The 24916-nt window shown below is 34.1% G+C and carries 18 protein-coding genes, 1 pseudogene and 1 riboswitch; of the genes and pseudogenes, 6 read left to right on the forward strand and 13 right to left on the reverse strand.

All coding sequences use genetic code 11. From position 1 onward, the window contains the following. The first annotated feature begins 3 nt into the window (after window positions 1–3). Window positions 4–1560, forward strand: coding sequence for a putative polysaccharide biosynthesis protein (locus tag E7K77_RS02720; protein WP_215675535.1), 1557 nt, complete (start codon window positions 4–6; stop codon window positions 1558–1560). 96 nt (window positions 1561–1656) lie between these two features. Here E7K77_RS02720 and E7K77_RS02725 read toward each other — a convergent pair whose 3' ends face one another. Beyond that, window positions 1657–2700, reverse strand: a complete 1044-nt coding sequence (locus E7K77_RS02725) for an AEC family transporter (protein WP_038125434.1) — start codon at window positions 2698–2700, stop codon at window positions 1657–1659. A gap of 221 nt (window positions 2701–2921) precedes the next feature. Here E7K77_RS02725 and E7K77_RS02730 point away from each other — a divergent pair, with 221 nt between their 5' ends. Together E7K77_RS02730 and E7K77_RS02735 are read left to right on the forward strand one after the other, a co-directional pair. Next, a complete protein-coding gene (locus E7K77_RS02730; RefSeq protein ID WP_215675533.1) occupies window positions 2922–3662 on the forward strand; it encodes a gamma-glutamyl-gamma-aminobutyrate hydrolase family protein in 741 nt (246 codons plus the stop codon). Window positions 3663–3677: 15 nt separating this feature from the next. Continuing rightward, window positions 3678–4985, forward strand: coding sequence for an APC family permease (locus E7K77_RS02735; RefSeq protein WP_215675531.1), 1308 nt, complete (start codon window positions 3678–3680; stop codon window positions 4983–4985). 150 nt (window positions 4986–5135) lie between these two features. Here E7K77_RS02735 and E7K77_RS02740 read toward each other — a convergent pair whose 3' ends face one another. Further along, entirely contained in the window at window positions 5136–5975 is an 840-nt protein-coding gene (locus tag E7K77_RS02740; protein WP_215675529.1) for a hypothetical protein, read from the reverse strand. A 139-nt stretch (window positions 5976–6114) separates the two neighbouring features. On the opposite strand from E7K77_RS02740, the gene E7K77_RS02745 reads away from it, so the two are divergent. Then, entirely contained in the window at window positions 6115–6774 is a 660-nt protein-coding gene (locus E7K77_RS02745; protein WP_215675527.1) for an HAD family hydrolase, read from the forward strand. Between the two features lie 201 nt (window positions 6775–6975). On the opposite strand, the gene E7K77_RS02750 is transcribed toward E7K77_RS02745, so the two are convergent. Then, entirely contained in the window at window positions 6976–7572 is a 597-nt protein-coding gene (locus E7K77_RS02750) for a hypothetical protein (RefSeq protein WP_021148297.1), read from the reverse strand. 176 nt (window positions 7573–7748) lie between these two features. Here E7K77_RS02750 and E7K77_RS02755 point away from each other — a divergent pair, with 176 nt between their 5' ends. Both E7K77_RS02755 and E7K77_RS02760 read left to right on the forward strand, forming a co-directional pair. Further along, window positions 7749–7883: a hypothetical protein gene (locus E7K77_RS02755; RefSeq protein WP_325306039.1), complete on the forward strand. Its 135-nt coding sequence runs from the start codon at window positions 7749–7751 to the stop codon at window positions 7881–7883. A 259-nt stretch (window positions 7884–8142) separates the two neighbouring features. Continuing rightward, a riboswitch (ZMP/ZTP riboswitch) is annotated at window positions 8143–8230 on the forward strand. Window positions 8231–8319: 89 nt separating this feature from the next. Continuing rightward, window positions 8320–9530, forward strand: a pseudogene (locus E7K77_RS02760) (L-lactate MFS transporter). 171 nt (window positions 9531–9701) lie between these two features. Here E7K77_RS02760 and E7K77_RS02765 read toward each other — a convergent pair. The 10 genes from E7K77_RS02765 to E7K77_RS02810 all read right to left on the reverse strand — a co-directional run bounded on the left by E7K77_RS02765 (window position 9702) and on the right by E7K77_RS02810 (window position 24855). Further along, the gene (locus E7K77_RS02765) at window positions 9702–10958 is read right to left on the reverse strand and encodes a hypothetical protein (RefSeq protein WP_325306040.1); all 1257 of its coding nucleotides are present in this window, start codon (window positions 10956–10958) and stop codon (window positions 9702–9704) included. A 66-nt stretch (window positions 10959–11024) separates the two neighbouring features. Then, complete coding sequence (locus E7K77_RS02770; protein WP_256195449.1) at window positions 11025–14912, reverse strand: AAA family ATPase; 3888 nt, start codon at window positions 14910–14912, stop codon at window positions 11025–11027. 157 nt (window positions 14913–15069) lie between these two features. After that, a complete protein-coding gene (locus tag E7K77_RS02775; RefSeq protein ID WP_227037072.1) occupies window positions 15070–15636 on the reverse strand; it encodes a hypothetical protein in 567 nt (188 codons plus the stop codon). Between the two features lie 87 nt (window positions 15637–15723). Next, on the reverse strand, window positions 15724–16773 hold the full coding sequence (locus tag E7K77_RS02780; RefSeq protein WP_227037073.1) for a DUF4238 domain-containing protein: 1050 nt from the start codon (window positions 16771–16773) through the stop codon (window positions 15724–15726). 79 nt (window positions 16774–16852) lie between these two features. Continuing rightward, complete coding sequence (locus tag E7K77_RS02785) at window positions 16853–18454, reverse strand: type I restriction-modification system subunit M (RefSeq protein WP_227037074.1); 1602 nt, start codon at window positions 18452–18454, stop codon at window positions 16853–16855. 15 nt (window positions 18455–18469) lie between these two features. Then, window positions 18470–19318, reverse strand: a complete 849-nt coding sequence (locus E7K77_RS02790) for a hypothetical protein (RefSeq protein ID WP_227037075.1) — start codon at window positions 19316–19318, stop codon at window positions 18470–18472. Between the two features lies 1 nt (window position 19319). After that, entirely contained in the window at window positions 19320–19847 is a 528-nt protein-coding gene (locus E7K77_RS02795) for a hypothetical protein (protein WP_227037076.1), read from the reverse strand. Window positions 19848–19863: 16 nt separating this feature from the next. Then, the gene (locus E7K77_RS02800) at window positions 19864–21024 is read right to left on the reverse strand and encodes a restriction endonuclease subunit S (protein WP_227037077.1); all 1161 of its coding nucleotides are present in this window, start codon (window positions 21022–21024) and stop codon (window positions 19864–19866) included. A gap of 32 nt (window positions 21025–21056) precedes the next feature. Then, on the reverse strand, window positions 21057–24284 hold the full coding sequence (locus tag E7K77_RS02805) for a type I restriction endonuclease subunit R (protein ID WP_227037078.1): 3228 nt from the start codon (window positions 24282–24284) through the stop codon (window positions 21057–21059). A gap of 1 nt (window position 24285) precedes the next feature. After that, a complete protein-coding gene (locus E7K77_RS02810; RefSeq protein WP_227037079.1) occupies window positions 24286–24855 on the reverse strand; it encodes a restriction endonuclease subunit S in 570 nt (189 codons plus the stop codon). Window positions 24856–24916 lie beyond the last annotated feature (61 nt).

Consider the following 24916-nt stretch of genomic DNA (forward strand, 5'->3'; position numbering starts at 1 on the left):
TCAATGGCTAGTGGATTTTTAAAAGGAACCTTAATTTTAACAATTGCCGGTTTCGTAGTGAAAGCCATCGGTAGTATCAACTGGATTCTTCTATCTCGCATCTTGGGTGGTGAAGGCATCGGTATCTACCAGATGGCCTTTCCTATCTATTTGTTACTATTACAAATTTCGAGCGCAGGTGTGCCGATTGCCATCTCTATTTTGACGGCAGAACGATTAGCCTTACACGACTTTGGTGGCGCTAAGAGAGTATTCAATATTTCTTTTACAATGTTGACTATAACAGGTTTTATCGCCAGTCTTGCTATGTACTTTGGTGCAGATTGGTTAATCTCTAGTGGTCTCATTGCTGAAAGCCGTGCCTACTACTCTATCATCGCGCTCGCTCCGGCAGTATTCTTTGTAACATGGATTTCCTGTTTCCGCGGATATATCCAAGGCTATGAAATGATGACGCCCACAGCGATTAGCCAAATTGTAGAACAATTGCTACGGGTTATCGTTATGCTCGGTGCTGCTGCTATTTTATTACCTTACGGTTTACCAGCCGCAGCAGGTGGCGCTAGCTTGGGTGCAGGTGTAGGTGCTTTTGGAGCCTTCCTGGTGCTGTTGTATTATTACTACAAATTACCTAAGGCTAGTAATACTGGTGAAAGCTATGATGGCCCTCGTGAATCAGCTAAAGAAATTTTGTCACGACTCTTAACATTGTCCATACCAATTTCCTTAGCAAGTATCATGTTACCGTTGACGGCGAATCTCGACTTGCTTATCGTACCACGTCGCTTATTAGATGCTGGGTTCCCGATGAACGAAGTAACAGAGCTCTTCGGTTACCTTACTGGGATGGCGGTGCCACTCATCAACTTGGCTACCATCATTACCGCAGCCCTTGCAACAAGCATTGTACCAGCTATCTCTCATGCCTTTGCAAAACGCGATCATCAAGGTATCTATGATCGCACTGCAGGCTCTATGCGACTAACATTTATGGCAACCGTACCATTTACAGTGCTATTGTATGTACTGGCTGCCCCCACCGTTACACTGATTTACAATGCGCCTAAGGCAGAACTAGCAACGCAAATCACGGCGTTCTCTATATTCTTCCTAGGTGTACATCAAGTAACAACAGGTATCTTACAAGGGCTCAACAGGCCACGTATTCCAGTCATAAATATGGGAATTTCCCTCATAATCAAGGTTATCCTTAACTGGACACTGACTGCTATTCCTTGGCTAGGCATCGGCGGTGCCGCCTGGGCAACCGTTGCTGATATAGGCTTTGCCGCATTACTCAACTTGATTTATATCAAAAAATACACAGGCTACTTCCTCGATATTTCCCTTCTTTGGAAAAACGTGGTCAGTGCCGGTGTTATGGGTATACTCATCTTCTTGAGTTACCACTATTTAACAGATATCTTACCAATGTGGGCTAACTTTATACTCACTGGTATCGAAGGCTTATTGCTCTACGTTATTATCATGGTCCTTTTAAAAGGCCTCAATAAAAACGATGGTGCTAGCATGCCACTCGTTGGTAGATTCTTTAGATAAGCTATATATACTTACATAAAAATAGGTTCCTAATAGTCACCTATATGACCATTAGGAACCTATTTTTTATTTACTTATTTTAATCTTCTTCTTATTTTAAGCCTGTATACCTATCATTGTTAAAATTTCCATTATAATTGGAATTACTACAACAAATAGTATGGTACTAATCATAACTAAACCTGTAGCAAATGGTAAATCAGCTTTTGATTCATTAGCTACAATTGGCAATACTGCAATAACAGGTCCTGCTGATTGTACAACAAAGGTAATGATTGCAATTGGTTCTAGAACAATGCCTGCTCCATATTGTAAAGCCGTAATCAAACAGAACATGATAATCGGGGATATGACAAATCGTCCTACAATCCCACCGATGGAGTCTTTATTTAAACGCATACTTTTTAAGCCAGCATCATGAAGCACAATACCAATATAGATTAACGACAATGGGGTTACCATATCGCCTAAGTAATTCAAGGTAGTATGCAAAATTGGAAGTAAAGGAATTTCAAAGAACAAGAAGATTAATGCCACAAAAAAACCTATCAAAGGTGGTGGTAATAACTTCTTCCAATCAAATTTAGGCTTCTTACTTTTACCTTTAGTAGATACTAACCTATTATTTATACTATCAATCTTATGGGAACCATTATTAAAATCTACTTCAGAATTTGGTAGTGGATCTAGTTCTATAAGGAATACCCCTACCATCCATACGGAAATAGTGTTACCGATGTAATATAAAAGGAAATACGGCAGCGCATCTTGCCCAAAGAGTGCAATTTGCACTGGTAACCCAATAAATAAGCAGTTATCATTTACTACCATATTGATAAAAATACCACGTCGTCCTTTAGGAACTTTCAGCATTTTCATCATAATGAAAGCTACGATATATGCAATAACATATGTTAAGACAACCACTAACATGCCATATCGTAAATTCCATATATCTGAAGTATGTAGGTGATGTAATACAGATACAAATACTCCCGCTGGTAATGCAACCGACATGATAAATCGCGATAAATTACCACTAAAGGTAGGGTTAAACATGCCCCGCCCTTTTAATATATATCCTAACAAAATAAGCAGTACAATAGGTATGATACTTTGTAAGGATGTTAGAAAAACCATAGTAAACCTCCCGCACAGTTCATTCGTAGTTTATCATACCATGTTTCGCAATAAACAGATACAACTATATCTTAAAATAAAATATAGTAAAATGTATCAACTTTAACATATTTTCTCTATTATAAGGCTTATAATTATATCTATTAGTAATGTTTTTATCCCTGAAAATCTGATACACTAACATAAGATTATACAGATTTTTACACATATGAGGTGATATTATGACGAAACCATTTATTGGCATATCCGGCAATATCTTACGAGATAATGGTGGTCCTTACGTAGATTTGTTACGTTCTTACGTAAACCAAGATTATCCTCGTTCTATTGAGGAAACTGGTGGCATCCCTGTTATAATTCCGTTTACCAAAAATCTTGATGTAGCTCGTGAAACGGTAGCAAAGCTTGATGGCTTACTATTATCCGGCGGCCATGATGTATACCCTCTCCACTATGGAGAAGAACCTTTACAAGGTCTTGGCGATGTATTTCCAGAGCGCGATCAATTCGACTTTGCTTTAATCAAAGCAGCAGAAGAAAAACAAATTCCTATCTTTTGTATCTGTCGTGGCTTACAAATCTTAAACGTATATCGTGGAGGCTCTTTATTCCAAGATTTAAAATATGATCAAAACTGTACAATAAAACACTCTCAGAATCAAACGCCTTCTCTTGGTACCCATACGGTAGATATTGAGTCCAAATCAAAACTGGCTGGTGCTATAGGTTGTAACACTTGGATTACGAACTCCCATCATCACCAAACAGTTAAAAATGTCGGTAAAGGATTACAAGTTGTAGCAAGAGCTAAGGATGGTACCGTAGAAGGTTTAGAGGATCCATCCTATCCTTGGTTAGTCGCCTGTCAATTCCACCCGGAAATGATGTCTACAAATGACGAAAATGCAAAGCGTTTATTTACTGCATTCGTAAAAGCAACTCAAGAAAATATAACTAAATAGTAGGAAGATTGTATCATGAAAGAAACAGGAAAATTTGGCTTTTGGAGTATTGTACTCCTAGGAATAAATGGTATTGTAGGAACAGGTATCTTCCTACTACCAAACAAAGCATATTCTATAATTGGTTCCGCTAGTTTAGGCGTCCTCTTATTTGACGCCGTTATTGCAGGTTGTATCGCCCTTTGCTTTGCAGAGGCAGCTAGCCTATTCACACGTAATGGAGGCCCTTATCTATATGCAAAACATGCTTTAGGTGATTTCTGGGCCTTTGAAGTGGGCGTTCTAAAATGGATCGTAACCGTTATTGCATGGGCGGCTATGGCCGTTGGCTTTGCTACAGCATTAGGTGCTGCAGTACCAGCTTTAAGTGGTGATTTTGCAAAGGATGTCATTTCATTTATCTTAATTGTAGGTCTTACCATTGTAAATATATTTGGTGTTAATGTATCCAAATTCGTTAACAACTTAATCACTATATCTAAGCTAGTCCCTCTTGCCCTATTTATTGCAATTGGTATTTTCTTTATAAATGGAGCTAACTTTACACCAGTCTTCCCTCAAGACATCTATGTAGATGGATCATTTGCCCAAGCTGCAGTTCTTCTATTCTTTGCCTATACAGGGTTTGAAGTTATTGCCATTGCTGCAGAGGATATGAAAAATCCTAAAAAGAATTTACCACGTGCGATTATCATGTGTATGCTTCTCGTATCGGTTCTATATATGGCAATCCTTGCCGTATCCATTGGTGTACTTGGTACAGATTTAGCAAATACTAAAGCTCCAGTACAAGATGCATTCAATGTGATCGTTGGTCCTATTGGCATGTATATCGTATTAGTAGGTACCTTAATCTCTATGGGCGGTATCAACTTTGCTGAAGCTTACTATGCGCCTCGTGTGGCAACATCTATGGCGGAAGATGGTATGCTACCAAGTGCTTTGGCAAAACGTAATCGTTATAATGCACCATATATAGCAGCTATCGTTACTGCCATTGCCAGTGTATTACTTGCATGGTCCGGTTCCTTTACAACACTAGCAGCTATTAGTGCGGTATCTCGTTTTACACAATATCTACCAACGTGTTTGGCTGTTATTATCTTCCGTCGTAAATGGGCAGACAAAGCTCGTTCCTACACAATCCCTGGTGGCTACTTAATCCCAGTCATCGCCATTGGCACATCCCTCTGGATGCTTGCACAAGCACAAACCAACCAATTACTATGGGGTCTAGGCGGCTGTATCGTAATCTTGCCGTTCTACTATTCCTATTGGAAAAAGAAAAAAGCTGGGCTTATTAAAGACCATGACGAAATGTAAATAATACAAAAAACTACCAGTTATTCATAATATCTAGTAGCTTCTCCTTCCATAGTAGAAGATCTGTTTAAAAGATATATGTTTAACTGGTAGTTTTTATTTTATCTATTAATTCTAATTAGATTAAATATATCAAATGAGTAGTATCGACTAATATAGATCCTCTTCAATTATAGTTTCCTTCGTTAAGTCCTCTTCGATATAGCCAATCTCATCCGTTGCTTCGTCTTCATCACGGGTGTCGATATAGATACTGATAAGAGCTAATGCTCCCTCTTCATTGAGGGTTGCAATGGCACTCATAGGGCCGTAGGTTAAAATTAATCCATCTTCTTCATCTCGAATGATATGAGGCACCGCATCAAAGTGTTGGTTCATTAATTGATCAAAATAATCCTCTACATCAAGACCGCTTTCAAGGGTAATAGATTCAGCATCACCCTTTTGGAACACAACACGTGTGTCTTCATCTATATATTGATAGAAATCATCAACATCAACATTGGCTGTTTCTAACCATATGCTGAGGGCTGTAATCCAGTCTTTCACAGTTGTTAGCGGCGTTATAAAAGAATACTCACTTTCATCATCACCAAAGCGAAGATCGTCATACTCAATACTGTAGTTCTCCTGACTAGAAACGATACGGTCTACAAGGCCCTCATCATTTACATCTACAAAAATCATGTACACGTAATTATCGTCGCTTTCATAAGAAACAGTTAAACCATGACGCCCCTCGTGGAACAGCGCATCCTCCTCGTACACATCAGTAATATGCATGACCCTACAGGTAACAGGAACATTATCAGCCTTGATGGACTCAGTCATAGAAGACAAAAACTCAACCGTTTCATTACGATTTCGCCCAATGATGCCACGGCCTGTAGACATGTACTCACAATCTTCACTCAAAATATGTTCAATACCGTGAATATCTGCGGATTCAAGGATGGATTTTATCAATAAAAGAGCTTGTATTTCAGTCATACTACGCCTCCTATACACTGTACTTATTACTTCTATTATTGTAACACAATTATAATAACTAATAGGTCTATTCTCTTGATTTTCTACATATTTATCATATACTTAAAAAGTACATATTGATTTAATATCGGAGGCCCCTATGAAATATACTACCATCATTTTTGATTGCGACGGCACATTGCTCAATACAGCTACAGATTTAGCCAATGCTGTAAATCATGTACTACGTACACATAACTTCCCTGAAAAATCGCTAGCAGAGGTAAAAGCAGCTCTGGGTAATGCAGTAACCTATTTAATGCGTCAGTGTCTCCCAAGTACAGTAGCTGATCATGAATTAGAGCCATATATCAATGAGTTCAAAGCTTACTATAGTGAGCATTTAAAAGACACAACAGCGCCTTACCCAGGCATCCTAGATATGCTTGATGTATTGCGTGAACAAGGTTATAAATTAGCCATCGTATCCAACAAAATCCAAGAAGGTGTAACACCGCTCAATAAAGAGTACTTTGGCGATCGTTTACCTGTTGCCATTGGTGAAAGACCAGGATTACAACGTAAACCAGCACCAGATATGGTACTACAAGCCTTAAAAGAACTAAACTCTACACCGAATGAATCTATTTATGTAGGTGACTCTGAAGTTGACGTAGCTACTGCAGAAAACTCCGGCCTACTTTGCATCGGTGTTACATGGGGCTTTAGAGAGGAATCTCTCCATCAAGAACTAGGCGTCACACATATTGCCCGAAAAGCAGCCGATATTGTAAGCATTGTTGAAAGCTTAAATAAATAATAATTTCCTTTAGGTAAAAGCATATTATAATAGTTTGAAAACTATATAAACTCTTGCGCAACAAAAGAGGTTCCTGATGGTCACAAGTTGACTCATAAGAACCTCTTTTTAATTTACTTTTACTATACCCGTTCAGCTAAATATTACAGACTGACTAAATACATTAGGATACACAAATATGGAAGTCTGATCAAAAACACCTTATTTATAACTAAACTGCGCATCCATAATCATCTGGCGCAACTGCTCAATGCGAACACCATTTGGTAACTTGTCTCTATAAAACTGCAACTTATAATAGTAACGAGTGTCTTCATAATCAGTAACTAATACCATATCCGTCCTATTATGTAATGGCCAGCCATACATAAATTCGGCTAGTAAACTACGCACACCATCATTATCGACCTCTGTTACATCATACTTAATAGGCAATACCATCTTTGCAGTAGGTTCAGGAACCGTTCTATCTTTAACAATTTTTTCAATCTCTTTATCTAAAGAAATACTTGTATTATCGATAGATCTAGCCTTCACATGCATGAAGACACCATCAGAGGTTCTAAAGGCTCTGCCATCTATATCTTTAGTTTCCCCTTTAGTCTCCACAGAGCCCTTCAATACACGGAACTGATACGGACCAAAAAACTTGGTTTCTGTAATAGCATCTAAACCCTCATCATATTGACCATTATGTATATTCGTAACATGTATTAGAGGTCTAATATCGTTAGCGTTTGAAAGCATTGGTGCCGCTAAACACAAACCTAAACTTAGTAATGTAATACAACGTTTCATAAATATCTCCCCCACTAAACACTAATATTAATTGTATTGTAACATAGTTAATTCGTTTTTATGATAGTAATTACAAAACGAAAGAGGTTCCTATTGGTCACCTAGGTGACTATTAGGAACCTCTAATCTATTTACTTTTATTATTCACAACACTATATTGAACTTGAGGCCTCTAAATGGGTCCAGCCTTTGCTAATCTTCTAGAGATTGGCGGTGATCAATATGAGTACATTCAAAGTGTTATCGCTCATGATTTCCTTTGGCATACTTGTGGCGACCATTATCATGGCAACAAAGTGATTGACCTCTAGCTAAAAGCTAGCTTTCTAATCGTGGTATGAAAAAAGGCCCGACATTGAGAGTCAGACCGTTTCTTCAACATTAAATTCTAGAAGCGAAGTCTGGCGTCGAAACCATTTATGCCTCACTTTTATATAAATTATATCATATCTAAACACAGAAAGGAATCGAATTGTTTCTTTCCTTCTTTTCTTTTATAAAGCCTTATAGTGCATACGATAGTGACTTATATCACCGACAAGATGTCCTTTCAATTGCTATATTTGTAATATATTCCTACTGGGCTGACGGATACGTAGAATTAACTACATGCACAGTAGCACACATCGTGTAATAGCCGACCGTCTGGGCAAGCTTTTGTTCAGATGGTCTTTTTTATTGCCTTCCCGTAACAAATGCTTCTTTATCTATATCTGAATATCTCACCTATATGAAAGGAGTTTTCTTATGAGAAATCGTTGGTTTATTGCATTAGCAGCCATTGGTCTGCACATATCCATTGGTAGCGTATATGCATGGAGCGTACTCACACGTCCTATTATGGCAGATATGGGTTTTACTTTATCGCAAACAACATGGACATTCTCATTAGCCATTTTAATACTCGGACTATCTGCGGGCTTTCTTGGATCCTTTGCAGAAAAATTGGTCCTAAGAAAAGTGGACTTCTCGCTATGTTATTCTGGGTAACCGGATTATTGGGTACGGCCTATGCACTTAGCATACACAATCTTACCTTACTCTATCTCTTCTACGGCATCATCGGTGGCATTGGACTAGGCATTGGTTATATAACACCAGTTTCTACACTCGTGAAATACTTTCCAAATCGCCCAGGATTTGCTACTGGTTTAGCTATTATGGGTTTTGGGTTTGCTTCTCTCATTGCAGGGCCTCTTATGCAATACCTTGTAGCTCAGGTTGGATTGGTGGATACTTTCATTATCCTCGGTGTAATCTATCTCGTAATTATGAGCGCCTCTTCGCTATATTTGAAAGCACCTCAACCAAAACACCCAACTCGAACTACGAAAGATAAATCCACCATGTACGTTCATACCCATGGCATGCTAGCCAATGATGCCATGAAAACTTGGCAATTCGGGGCCCTTTGGTGGGTATTCTTTATTAATATTACCTGTGGTATAGGCCTACTATCCTTAGCCTCCCCTATGGCGCAAGAAGCCATTGGTATGACACCTACAGCAGCTGCATCACTGGTTGGTATCATCGGTATCTTCAATGGCGGTGGGCGCATTGCATGGTCTACTATCTCTGATTACCTTGGGCGAGCACAAACTTACATACTATTCTTTATTATACAAATCATCGCATTCTATTTACTCGCCGAAACAAATAGTGTTTTAACATTCCAAATTTTAATCCTTCTTATTATCACCTGCTATGGCGGCGGCTTCTCCTGTATGCCAGCTTATCTTGCGGATCTCTATGGCATACGCCAGCTTTCTACTATTCACGGCCGTATCCTAACCGCTTGGGGATTAGCGGGCATCGTTGGTCCTATGCTCGTATCATACTTTCACGAAGCAGGATATGGCTATACTACTGCTTTAGAATGTTTTGCCGCTCTATTTGTGTTAAATACAATTATTGCTATAGTCCTGAAATTATACGGAAAACGAGAGTTACACAACTAATAACTCCATTTAAACATGAAGAAACGGCCTGACATGATGTCAGACCGTTTCTTCAATTTTAAATACTAGAAGCGAAGTCTGGCGACCAAACCATTTATGCCTCACTTGGGTATAAATTATATCATATCTAAACAGGGAAAGAAATCTAAGGATTTCTTTCCCTATTTTGCTTTATAACCTAAAGGTTTTCCAATCAAAAGATATAACTACCTCTTTAAGCTTATTATCAATAGCTCTAACTAAACCTATAAAAGGTTCTCCATTATTATCATCCCAAGAATCTAATACTCTATCAATGCCAATATGAATCAACGTGTTTTCATAATAATTTCCATGCCGAGGACAAGCGACACAGTTTTCATAAGTAATATTTAATCGATCTAACTCATCAGTGACAGTATCATTAATCAAAGTATTAAGTTGACTATATATTCTTTTGCGTATTATCTTTCCCTGATTAGTAGAATCATTATTATAATATCGTAAAGATAAATACGCTCCTTTTGAATCATGATCTATCCGCCAAAATATCCTGGGATTAAAGCTTCTAGGTGGCTCGGACCAAATAGCATCTGACTCTGTTCGAGTCCAAAAACGGCGATTAGTCCATGGACTACCACCCTGATTTGTACCAGTACTATATGGATTCGGATAGATACTCATATCCTTCCATAACCAGGAACCATCTATATTTTCATTATCAAATATAATCTGTAATAAGCCATGCTGTGTGACACGTTCCCATTTTATATAGTGACATCCATCATCATATTGTCCATTTATTGTAGATACAATTTGATACCAATCTAGTTGCTTTTTTAAATGCTCACAATAACTTCTTAAAATATCACTTTCACAGTCATCATAATTTTTTAGAATATCCCAAAACATAGGTCCAGTTAGATAATTATGTACTGATTCACTATGAGCTACTTGCCAATCATAATCAAAGTAATAACCCGTCTTGAAGTATACGGTATGGATATGATAATTAGCTAAGTCGGCATTCTCTATATTAAGATCTACTAACTTAAAAGCTTTTTCCAATTTAGTATAGGCATTCCAAGGTTTATGGCATTTAAACACAACTTCTAAAGAATCTTTATAAAAGCTAATTTGATTACCATGTTCACTAGTGCTTGTTTTGTCTTCAATAATAATAGCTAACCTATATTTAGGAATTATAGCTAACACATCAATATTTAAAACCTGCTGCACCAAGATTACTTTATCTATTGATTTGATGTCTACCTTTAAAAGTTTATCACAATTTGATGGCTTATCTATTAACTTTGCTAGTAAATCTAAACCAAGTTGACGATATCTATGTGTAGCTACAGTATCTGGCTCATTAATCCAATTTAAACACCAACAAATAAAAGCATCTTGAGATAACTCACAGGTAGCAAAAGAAAAAATATTGTTCATAATAACCTCTAACATTATAGCCAAGAATCATTTAGAAACTTTGGCTATACATGTTACTAAAAATAATTAAAATGGATCATTAACAGCTAACAAACTATCAACATAATTAGTCAAAATAGGATTATCAACATTCTGTACAATTTGCTCTACAGATGATTTAACACTAGGAATAATATATTCATCAGCAAAATCAAAGCCACTTAATTGATTAAATTCAAAATATTGTTCTAATGCAGTATCTAACATAGTATTTTCAACTAATAATTGTTGATGTAAAGATAAAATAGCTTCAATTGAAAGATCTAATGCTTTTAGTGCATTATCTACTTCATTATAGGAAAGCCCCTCTTCTAGTTCATTTTCAATAGTATCCTCATCATCGTTAGATTCACCCGGATTAATGGCCTCCTCTACAGCTGAAATCATATTTGCTAGACATTCAACAACCCTATTAACATCCCCTAGAGTTTGATTAATTTGTAATGCTTCATACTGGAATTTGAGTTGCAATACAAGTTGACTTAATTCTGGAATCTCATAAATAGATTCTTCCCCAAAAATATCTACGAGTTCTGATAAATCAACCTCTTCAAGTTCATCAATATAATTTGCAATACACTCACATATATCATCTATTTTAGTTTCTGCATATTCATTGTTTTTCATTAAATAATAAGCAGGTACATATAATTTTAATCCTTCAATAATATCAGAATCTTCTATTTCCTCATCAGATTCATAATCTGATAAAAGTGACTCTGCCTGATTAATTAGTTTTTCAGCAGTAATAAATCTAGAAAATTGATCCTCTCCATTATATGAAAATAATTCAAGATTACTCTTATCTAAACACTTTTCATTTTCTTTATTTTCTAATTCATCTATCTTAAGAGTTAGTTCATCGGATAATAATTTAGATGCATATTTTAAAAGATTTCTAGCCTCATGATACTCGCTATATTCCAAACAAATATCTACTGCTAATCTAATATATTTATTACAATCTACAAGTTTCTTAAAATCATTAATTTTTAATAATATTCCATCAACCAATTTTACTACAAACAGATTATTTCCTAAGGCTTTGATTGTTTCTTCTAATGAATGAACAACTAAATCTGCTAAACCACTACTTGGTTTTAGTTCATAATAGTCACGCCACGCAGCTATATTAATTTCATACCGACTTATATTAGATACTATTTCAGTTGAATTCATAGACTCTATAAATAAATATTCTATATGTTTACTATCAATATACTCAGGCCAGCTAGTTAAAAAGTATCGCAATATGGAGTCCCTTTCTTCTATATATAGTCCACTTTTAATCTGATTATAAAACCAGTTATAAATAGCCTGTAAATCAATATTATGCTTATTAACTTCTAAAATATTAATCGCTTGTGATTGTAACTCTAGAGCGCGGCCTTTATAAACCGATTGAATATATTCATCATCCGTATGATTTTGAATAGCAACATTCGGCTTTAATCTTAAAAAACTATAAAGCCATGATAAAAGTGCCAATGCCTCCTCTACAGTGATAGACATTGAGTCCTCATCTAATGATTTAATTTCTTTTAACAAGATTGGTAAAAATAAGTTACATACATTCAAGCCCCATTGATAATCTTTTTTTAGTTTATAATTATATTGAGCATTCCAATCATCAGCTAAAAGCTCTAACTGTTCATCAACATCTTTTGGAATCTTATATAAACATAATGTACATATTTGAGTGCCTAAATAATGGGCCCAGTTTATATCTGAATGTGTGCTTTCTATTTGTATTATTAATTCTTTGGCTCTCTCAAGATCATTATGACGCAAATAAAATTCAAGCTCTGCAAACTGTGCATCAATAATACATTCAGACTTTAGTGTAATAGCAACTGAAGTCATTTTAGATATATATTTGGCCTGTAAGGAGGAATCAATACTAATTAGTAATAATAGATCCTCAATTATATCGTCATATTGTGATGGCTCCCAAGAATTCCCATACTCCTTTAAATAGTCTAAAAGCCTTCCTATTATCTGTCCTGCTTTTGTAAAATTACCACTATCAATATTAATCTCTGCAACAGCTAACATTAACTCTGCGTCATCTATCTCTGACTCAGTAAAGCTGGTTAACATAAGAGCCGTATTTAAATATTGACTAGCTTTAGAATATTGACCAAAGCAGCCATAAAATTGAGCATAGATTTTTAATGCACGTATTTTGAGATGTTGAATTAATTCATTATCGTTATGTTTAACTAAAATCAATTCATCTATCACCTTATCAAAAAGAGTATCATATAAAGAAATCTGAGACTCAATAGTCTTATATAATCCATCCAACTCTAAAGGCGACGGTGTTTGTTCTTTAGTTTCTTTATATCGCTCTACTAGTCGTTCAATGCCAAATAAACCATGTTCTATCGCTTTTAGTGAGTTTTTACCTTTCATATAATGATAAGAAGCCATTTTATGATAGAAATCTCTAACTTTATTAATCTTACTATACTTATCAGAGATAACTGGTTTAGCAACTATATCAGATAAGTCTAAGCTATCAACAGTCTCTTCCATATAGTCAATATCTTTTATTTTAGAAGAATAATACTCACCTAAAGAATCCTCATAATAAGTAATTTGATGAACAGACATATCATTTCGAAGTGCTTCAATTAAGGCTTTAGATTTAATTTGGTAGCGATTTTGGACTTCTAATCCATTATCTACTTCATCTTGTTCAACAATAAAGCCCATTTTAATTAATCTATTAATTGGCCAGTATAAATCTGATTCAATAATCTTACAAACATGAGCTAAGCTTTCAATAGTAAAATATTCCTTAAAAATAGAGGCTACATATAGAATCTTCAATTCTGTATCTGTTAAGTTGCGCAATGCCTCAAGAGCGACTACAGACTTACTTCTAAAGGCTCCTTGCTTTTCAAGACGTAACATTCTACCTTTTAATACAGGACCATCAGATACATAACTAACTTCATTAAAATCGATCCATCCAGTGGACGTACTTTCAACTGCACCATTTTCGCGTAATACATCTATAAGATTGGACAATAACAACGGATTACCATTACTAGACTCACATAACCAACGTTTCAATCCGTCAGAAAGTTTTTCATCATTATCAAAATTATAGGTAATAAGAGCTTGAACTGATGCAGCATCTAGTTCTTGGACCTCATGTTGAATCATCAATTTTTGAGTTCGGCCAAAATTGTAACGATCCATAAAGCTAAACATTTCATTAATACCATTATGAAGTGAATCAGCCTTAGCTTCTGAACCTCGTAATGAACCAATTAATAACAAATTAAATTTTTTATTATTTAATCCTTGTCGAGCCTCCAACATAATTTGAAATATATGTTTAAACACATTGATAGTCCCTCGATCTGCCCAATGAAGATCATCAAAAACTACAACTAACGGTTTCTCCATACTAAGGCCCAATATAATATCTGAATAGAGCTTAACTTTATCATTTTTATAGGTCTCGGCTAACACCTCCGGATTTGTATCCCCTGCATAGGCAGAGATAGCTAGGTCAATAATTGCACTCGGTAATTCCAATCCAGGAATAAATCCCAGAATCTTACCACCTACATCAAAAACTTTTTCCATATTAAAAGAGCCAAAGAACTTTTTCACTTTAGATTGTTCTTGCCATTTAATCGACTCTATACTATTCAAAAGATCCGAACAAGGCTTATACAAATCATCTGCATCAGTCAAAGCTGAACATTGTACATACAGGGTTTGTACTTCTGGATGTAGGGTAGCAAACTTATTTATTATTGCACTTTTACCAATTCCAGCATCACCATGTAATAAATCAATGCAACCTTTCCCTTTTAAGGCAATCTCAAGACGGTTTGATAAAGAATCTAATATACTCTCTCTACCAAATAATTCCCCTACATAACTAACACTCATAATAAATCCCCTTTCAGGAAAACTATATATAATGATATTTATATTATACGTCTTTACTATAATAAATGAAAATAAAATGAAGTCAAAATTTATATAAAATAAAATAGAGATAATTACTATGGTTAATCCATCCGTAATCATCTCTATTTATTATTGACTATTTATTTTCTAGAGCTTCAATGAGCTCATCTAAAACTATTAAACGAGCATCATAGTCTATTATTTTATGGTAAATAAAGTATGCAATCGGTAAAAGAAAAGATAATAAACTAAAGATAAAAATTAGAATAGCAACTAGCGCATTACTCGTTTCTATTCCAATAGCTAAAAGTAGTACTACTACCGACAAGAAAAAATAAGGTACAAGATAATAAATTTTATGTTTTTTCAACTTATAATCGAACCACATTGTTATCGAATATAAAATAATCATGGCTCCAACTAATACAATTGTTGTTACCGTTATATAATTTTGAAAATTTATACCTATAACTCCATTCGTAATACTAGGATTAACATTAGAGGTCACCGTGGTAAGGAAGACCATCAATATTGTAAATAAGCCACCAGCTTTAAAATAATTTCTTCTTAATTCAACTACACGCTTTTCCATTTTTGCATCACCTAAAGAAAGCTCAACTGCCTTATAGCATTTTTTATAATTATTTTTCTGTTCTAATATCCATCCATTACTTTGGCATAGTGAATTACCAAGATTTTCCATAACTTAGTGCATTCCTTTCAGGTAATATTAATCTATAAATTAAACACCTAGGAGATTTATTTTTTTAATCATATATTATTTTTATTTCTAAATATGATGCTTCCAATAATCTTGAATTACACCACTATATATATCACTGTGTTTAATCATCTTTAAGTTAAAATCAAGTTGATCTTTATCAATTATTCTACTTATTGGATATCTACTTATTTCAGGAATTAATCCTAGAGAATAATCTAATTCTATCCATGGAATATTAACGTAATATGGAATAAAATCGCTTTTATTAGTAACAAGTAATTTTCGTCCAGCTTCAACACTATCAATTTTATTATATTCCATTTTCTGCTTTCTATAACCTTCTAATTTAGAGATATGCACTTTATTAGTAAAAAACTCAAAATTATTGCCAATCAGTAATTGATTAGCATTTATATATTGATATGAATTAATGCTATTAATTTCTTCCTTATTAATAATTCTATAATTCATAAGCTTCAGATTTACCGATTTTCTATCATAAAGTAATAGTAAACGCTTTGGAGAAATTGGGATAAAAATAATAGTTCCGATTAATTTAAGACCAATAGCAATATTGGTAAAAATATTTGTGCATATACATGGATTATCAGATATAATAAAGTCAACATCAGTTGTATTATCAATAATTACCGAATTTAAATCTCTTATTGCTTCATATACTTCATCAGGCATACTAAGTAGAATCTTAATATCTTTCTTTAAAGGTTGTAATTTTATTCCTTTATATCTTAAAAGATCTTCTAATCCTGTTATACTGTCATCTAAGTATTTCTTTGCACTTAAAGTCCTTAGTAATTGATAAGCTATAAATTTATATATGGATACTTTTATCTTAGGTAAAAGAGTATGTCTTCTTCCATCTATAACCCTCCTAAAATTACTAGCCCATTCAGTCTCTAATTTAGCTAAATCAGTCTCGATTATACCATCTTCTCCATAAAAATATTCTTCTCGACAAATATCTTCAACGCATACATTCTCATGATTTATTAAATTCTGTATGTTATATATATTAATAAGATATTTTTTCTTGCCCTTCCAACCAAAAAATCTTAAAAAAAACTGTGGCACATAATGTTGCTTAATAACCGGCATCAAACTACTCCTTATATAAATAAAAAAAAATACAAAAAGCGGTAGAAAAGTCCTATTTGGTCTTTTCTACCGCTTTTCCTTACATTTTGACGCCTAATAGGGCTAATTGTTCGGCTATTTCTTTTTCAAGTTGTGCAATTTCTTGGTTATCTTGTTCAATCATACGATTGATTTCATCAAGATCAAGTTCTTCTTCTTCCTCAAATGTGTCTACATATCTAGGAATATTTAGATTATAGTCATTCTCTTTAATCTCTTCGATAGATGCAACGTGTGCATATTTATCAACATCTTGTCTATTTTGATATGTTTCAATAATTTTAGTGATATTTTTTTCGCTTAAATTATTTTGATTTTTACCTTTTTCAAATTCATTGCTGGCATCGATAAATAGTACATCTCGAGTCGTACGATTTTTCTTAAACACAAGAATTGTTGTAGGAATACTTGTGCCATAGAACAAGTTCGTAGGCAAACCAATCACCGTATCAAGGTAATTCTTTTCTATAATAGTTTGGCGAATCTTACCTTCTGCTGCGCCACGGAATAAAACACCATGAGGTAAAACGATTGCCATTGTACCTTCATTATTTAGATGATATAAGCTATGTAATATAAAAGCATAATCTGCTTTAGAGGCTGGTGCTAATTTACCATATTCACTAAAGCGTGGATCTTTAAGTTTACTTTCATTATTATCCCATTTAGCAGAATATGGAGGATTCGCAACAACCGCATCAAAGGAACGTGGTCTATCGATACCATCACGATCAGGACCATCTGGCCAATCACTTTCAAGAGTATCAGCATTATTTAGTGTCATATTATTATACGTAACACCATGCATCATCAAGTTCATACGAGCCAAGTTATATGTTACCGTATTTAATTCTTGCCCATAAAAGCTAACCGCACCTTGACGAGATCCATCAGGCAATTCATTACGAACCGTCAATAGTAATGATCCAGAACCCATTGTTGGGTCATAGACTGTGAAAGTATCATTTTGAGATTGTATATTACCAGTAACAATTTTAGCCAAGATTTGACTAACTTCATGAGGTGTATAGAACTCCCCACCTTTTTTACCAGCATTAGCTGCAAACTTACCAATTAAATACTCATAAATCTCACCAAGTATATCCTTACCATTTTCATCTTTATACTCGATTTCATCAATTTTAGTAACAACTGCATTTAAAGTCTTGGTTCTACCTGCTGTTGTTGATCCAAGTCCAGAGTCACCAAGGTTAATATAGTTAAAAATACCTCTAAAATCTGCTGCAGCTTCTTTATTAATTTCAGCATTCTTATTAAAGTTTTCAAATAATCGTTGGTAATCACTAGGAATAACGGAACCATTATGAATACTTTCAGTTAAAGAAGCCCATGTATCCTCAGGATTAATGGCATACCCTAATGTGCCAGCAATATCAATTAAACAAGCCTCTAAACCTGCATCTTCGACAAGTTCCTTATATGCCTCATTAACAGATTTGCCGTCTGAAATATCAACCAAATCATTATTAACTAAATACTCTTCTTGATGAATGGAAAGATATTTATAAAATAAAAATGGAAGAATGTAATCTTTGAAAGAACCTGCATCCATTGTGCCACGCAAATCATTGGCAATAGCCCATAATTGGCTTGAAATATTCTGTGCTTTTGATTCTGCCATACAAAATCTCCTTTATTAATTTATTACTTTTGTAGTACTAGCAATCATTTTATCGTCTGTTAATGGATTAATATAATAACGCCCCAATGCTAACTTAAGGAATTGCGACAAATCAGATTCATTACGAATTATAAATCTATTATTATCAACTTGGAGAGTAATCGATTCGAAAGAGTTAGCCTGATTGATCATGCTACTAATATAATCAGAATCATCTAGTCTAATTTTCGGATTATCTTTTATTAATGCAATCATTTTTAAATTGCGGATTCCAATATCGCTTGTATAACCTGATAAATCTAAACAAGTATTATTTTTGAATTCTTCTACTTCTTCTTTATTTGCTTCACGATAAAATATATCAAGACCCATAAAGATTTTATGTATCTTACTAAAATCCTTAAAATATAATTTCCCCTCCCCATCATAGTAAGCATCAATAGTACCATCTAATTGAATCCCATTAGGAATATTAAGTACTTTTAATTTTCTCGGGCCTACTTGATTACCATTAATCTGTAAAATTGACATATTCTCAACACGTTTAGAATTTGTAATTTTTTTCAAAATAAACTCATTAGTTTCACTAGGTTTACTGAGTAAAAACTCCACAGTTTTAAAGCTATCATTATCAAATATATTTAAATTTGCTGTTGAATCAAATAGCCTTATAAAAGGAGTAATAATTTCATCTTTATAATTTGAAAGATTGATAAACAACCATTCATCATTTTCACATTTTGATTCTGCATTAAACTCAATTAAGTGCATTTCATTTGTTATAGGCGAAATATATAAATGATCAACATCTGATTTCTTTAAATTTAATACTTTATATTCCCTCTTACATTTTGCTATTATCATACTACTCCTCAATTTCTATAAACGAAAAATTATTAATACGAACTAAGTTAAATTTCTCCTCAGGTTTGACTCTTGTAAGCTTTAGATCTTTTCTTTTCGTATAAACACTATAGATATTTCCTTCTAAATCTTTAACTTTATATAATCGATATTTAGTTAACCAAAAAATATTAAAATAGTAAGACTGTTCTAAAAGTTTCCACCAAATAGTAAATAAAACCAAAATCAATAAAACTTGTAAGTCAATTGAAAGGTTTCCAATACTAAGCATTATAACAAATAAGCCTATATAAATTGGTATAATATCTTGCTCCATTGGTTGAATTTCTTGAACTATTAATGTGTCATTTTCATCTTGATAAAAGATACGATAACAAGACTCTAAACAAAGTGCAACTAAAAGGAACATAAAAAATGCTAATAATACTATCAACCAATAATATTCCAATGATAAATTTAATGGATTGGTAAACAGATACAATATGCCTCCAGCTGAAAAAGAGCTTAAGCTAAGTAAGAATCGATACATCTAGTCGCTCCTAAATTTAAACAAATAATTGCTGCAATAAAGCTTTCTTCTGAAGTTGTAAGTGTTCTAACTTACGCTGATGAAGGGTAATCATTAATTCAAATTTATTTAATACTCTCCCAATACAAATTTGCTCTTGAAGGGAAGGTATACATATATTCCACTCCGTAAACATAGGCAATCTTAATGACGGAACAGTACCTTGGGCATTTAAACGTAATGCGTGTTCTTTAAATCTGCAGTGAAATAAATATAATAAGTAAAATGCATCTACCCCTTTGAAATTATCTACCTTATATACACGTTGATGAAGAGCAAACTTACCATTATAATAGTGAAAAATTTCACCAATTCGACCATCACCAGGAACAAGTATTGCTTCAGTATTAAAATCATATGTATCGAGTTTCTCAATTTTTTCAGATCTTATAAAAAATGGAAATTGACCATTTGTGACAGAATCTTGTTGATTTCGAGACCCAGTTTTTATATTTGCAACATCCCCCAACTTACACTGTTCCCAATCTTCAGTAAATTCAGGAAAACGAAGCTCAGGATATCGCTCTCCATTTTTAGGAAAAAGTTTCTGAAGCAACGCTTTTTTCTTCATATTTAGATGATCAAGCTTACGCTGATAAAGGGTAATAGTTCGATCTAATGCATAAATTAACTCGCCTATTTTCTCCTGTTCAGGAATTGAAGGTTTATTTACTATCACTTTACTAATTTCATTCTTATTAATCTTTTTAGGAAATGCAATATGTAAAGTTCTTCTCCAAATCTCTGATTGCACTGAAGATGAAGCTAATAATGCTAATAGAAATAAAGAATTTATATCTTTCGGTTTTAACAATGCAAGACTTACATAATAGGCACGTTTTATATTATCTAAAATTATATTAGCACTACCAACATCACCAATACGAGTTAGTAGAATATCACCATACTCCGGAAAAATTTTAAATTCACTCTTAAAATCCTCCTCAGAAATATATTTATCTGATTCTAATGTTTTAATATTTTCCACACTAACAAACATCACACCACTATTCGTATATCTTGGAGTTTGATGTGTGCCATCATAAACATTACAAAGTTCTTCTAACTCACACTGTTCCCAATCTTCAGTAAATCCTGGAAATCGTAATTTAGGTACTCTCCGTTTTTCTTTACTCATTACAATCTCGCTTCCCTTTTATCATAACAACACTACCTTTCATTAACATAAGAATCTGCAAATTTATATAAAGCTTCCACAAGTTCATTACCATATTTGATTTTATTAAGGCTTACAATATCTGCATCTTGTGCTTTTACTTTATATTCCGCACGAGCATCTTTTTTTAGTTTACTAATTCTACCCGTACTATCTAAATCCTGTTTTCCAGCTGTATGTCGAGAAAATAGATCTAATATTTCGTCATTACTAATAACATCAATAATCCCCCATTTTAAGCGGAAATCAAAAATATCATCCTTCATAATCATTGTATTTACATCTTCAATGACTTCTAAACTAGTTAACTTTACAGGATATTGGATTTCCTTTCCTTCTGGTGGGTACGTACCTTTATAAATTGCATCAACTGCATTATTAATTTGTTTTGCATATTGACGATCATCTAAAGCCATTGCAAAATCATTAATTTTTTCACGATAATCCGCAGCTGCATCCATACGTTTTTCATGAACAGCATTCATTAACGCTTCGATTAATTCAGTAAGATAATCATAGTTAACACTAATTTGCTTTACATGTATCATACGTAGTTCAATTTGAGCAACTGGTACATCATGATTTTCAGCAATACGTTCTTTCAAGTCGTTATACAGAGATGTGGTTAACATTTCTTCTTGTTCAGGTGTCATCCCGAGCAATGTAACAAGTTCATCTGGATTATCATAGTCAAATCCGATGTCTTCTCCATTAACAACATCTGGATCATATTGTTTTAGCTTTGACATTCCAGCGCTATATATACGCATAAGATTAAACATTTCTTCTTGCTTAGCTTCACTAGCAGGAACCTCTGTAAAGTTATCCGTCATATCTGCAAGACGATCTACCATTTGTTTTACTTCTTCAAATTGTTCTTTGAACGGTTTGGCTAAAACACCACTATCAACTAAAACTTTTGTATCTACTAATGTGTCTTGTACATCAGCAGAGTGTTTATTCGCATAAATACTCAAAGCTCGGTTCATGAGCTCTTCGTTCTTAGTTGGCCATCTGTAATTGACTACACGACCCCATGGCTTGTCTTGATTATCGGCAATACGATTTGTTCTTGAGTAAGCCTGAATTAGCATTGCATCCTTTAATGTACGATCCACGTAAAGTGTATTTAGCTGCGGTGCATCAAAACCAGTTAATAGTTGATCCACAACAATAACTATATCTAAATACTGCCCATCTTGTGCTGTACGATTTAAACGTGTTGTTAAATCTTGAGTATAACCAGATACATCATCTAGGCCAAAACTAGTACCAAACATTTTATTGTAATGTTTCATAGCACGTAACAGACCATCATTTGTAGTTAATTGGTTATCGCTATTGTTAGTACTCATGCTGAAAGTAATACCAACTTTTAACGTAGGAAGCCCTTGCTCTTTGCGTTCTTGATTCACTCGTTCAAATTCTTCAAAGTACATTAGTGCCATTGGTGTGCTTGGTCTATTCCCACCTACATGAGTAGTGAGCATAGCGTTATAGGCACCATCATTAGAACGGTTTCGCCAATTTTTAAATATATCTTCCACTACCAATCGTACATGATTAGGATTATTATCATAGAAACTTGGTTCAATCATATCATCCATATCATTGTCGGTAAGGTTAGCGATTTTACGTTCAATATCTTGTTCATTCCAATCAGGATATTGTGCCTTATAAAATTTGGGTAAGTACTCTTGTTTCATTTGATCTTCGGCAATAGTCGTTTCAAAATCCACTTTAAAACCTAATACATTTTTATCTGCAATAGCTTCGCGAATAGTATACGCATGTAACAACTTACCAAAGACCTCATGTGTCTTAGTGCCTTTTTTACCGACCACCTTATCAAACATAGGTGTTCCTGTATAGCCAACCCAAGCAGCACCTTTGAATACTTTTTGTAAGTCCTCAAAGCTTTCACCACCGGTAGACCTATGTGCCTCATCGACAATAAACACAAAGTTCTTATTAGGTACTACAAAGTCTTTACGATTAATGAGAGTATTTAGTTTTTGTACAGAGGTAACAATGATGCCATACCCTTTTTCATTTAATTTTTTCTTTAACGCTGAAGTATTTTCTGTTCCACCAACAGTATCAAATTGTTTACCATCAATATCAATAGAACCTTCAGGGTCATATGCCTTATAATTTGCTTCAGTTTGTTTCGTTAACGCTATACGGTCAACTACGAATACTACCTTATCAACATTTGGCATGCGACTCGCCAACCAGGCAGTTTTGAAACTAGTAATCGTTTTACCTGATCCTGTTGTATGCCAGACATAACCTAATTTATTAATTGGCAAATCGAAATCAGCCCGTTTTAATTCATTTAAAACTGCTTTTGTTGCATATACTTGATAAGGACGCATAACCTTAAGCATTTGTTTATTCTTAGTACCGTCAAGAATAGTAAACAATGTAGACATTTGATGTGCCATTGGTATGCTAAGGAACATATCTGCAAAGGTGGTCCAATTGCGAACAACCTTGTTATCATTAGGATTTTGCCATTCAAAAGCAAAGTCTTTATTAAATAAATCCGCCGTAGTATTCGCCATATATTTAATTCTATTTGGCGTCATTGCAACTAGAATTTGAACTGTTGAGAAAATATCACTGTATTGTTTCTCTTGAATATATTGATGCATTTGATTTAATGCTTCATCTACATGATGTTTAACAGATTTTTCCTCAATTTGAATAATAGGTAAACCATTAATAAGTAGCGTTGTGTCAAAACGGCGTTCTGGACGACCTGCAATTAGCGGCTCTCGCTTAATTTGACTAACTACTTGATAGACAGTATTACCTGCCCCAATTTGTTTTTGATCAAATACTGTTAAAAATACATGACGGCCATCATCTAGGTCAACCTCTACTTGGGATACGCCATTGATACCATATAGAAACTGCCCTGCTTGATATGGTGTATACAGTTCATTAATCACCTTTTGAACTTGTTTAAATTCCGTATCACTTAATGGTTGTGTCAGTTGATTTTGATTCAATTGGTACAAAATTTTGCGGAAGTTATCCCAAAGTGCCTCTGTTGTTTTTATAGTTGGCTCATACTTCCAGAGTTTGCTTTTATAAACCTTCATATTTCCATAAGCATCTATTGTATCGCCTATTTGATTAGACTTAGCTGCATTAGTAACAATCCCCGTCGATAATTGCTCAATTAATTTATTTTCAAATTCTAGCTCTGTCATATTATTTTACTCCCTGTAACATAGTAATTGCTTTACGATATGTATTATCTGCCACACGCTGTTTTAATGATCTCAGTCGTAATTGTTTAAAATAAATATCCCCCATAATACGTTGTGTTTCAATAGATGGTAATTTTGGTAACTGGATTTCTTTTAATAAGCTAAGACTATATCGTACAACCTGACTCCCTTGTAAGTTCTGTTTGAACTGCTTTTTAATTTTAGGATTTTCATTAATTAAATAAGCCATAAACTTTTTATCTATAGGCGTATTTAACGGCTCCATCCTAACATAGTTTTGAGTAAAAAGATAACCTTCGTGATCACTGGTAACAAGGGTAGCCATGCCAGATATTGTACTAAATATTAAATCTCCTGCTTTAAGAGTAGAGCCTTTATATTCTGTACGAATTTGTTTTCTATCACTCATAGCGCCAGGTACACCAGTTAAATCTTCATATAATTCGTTCTGCCCATACAAGGTATATAGCACTGCATCTTTACTAGTGCTTTCCTCTAATCGATATTGTGATACCCCTGTATTACTATGAAACATATCTTTAATATACACTATGTCACCTCTTTCTCAAAAATAGTTTTCATTTTATATTTATTTTTGCATGTAAAAAAAT

Origin of the sequence: Veillonella parvula, assembly GCF_032577575.1 — a bacterium.
In the GTDB taxonomy this organism is placed as follows: Bacteria; Bacillota; Negativicutes; order Veillonellales; family Veillonellaceae; genus Veillonella.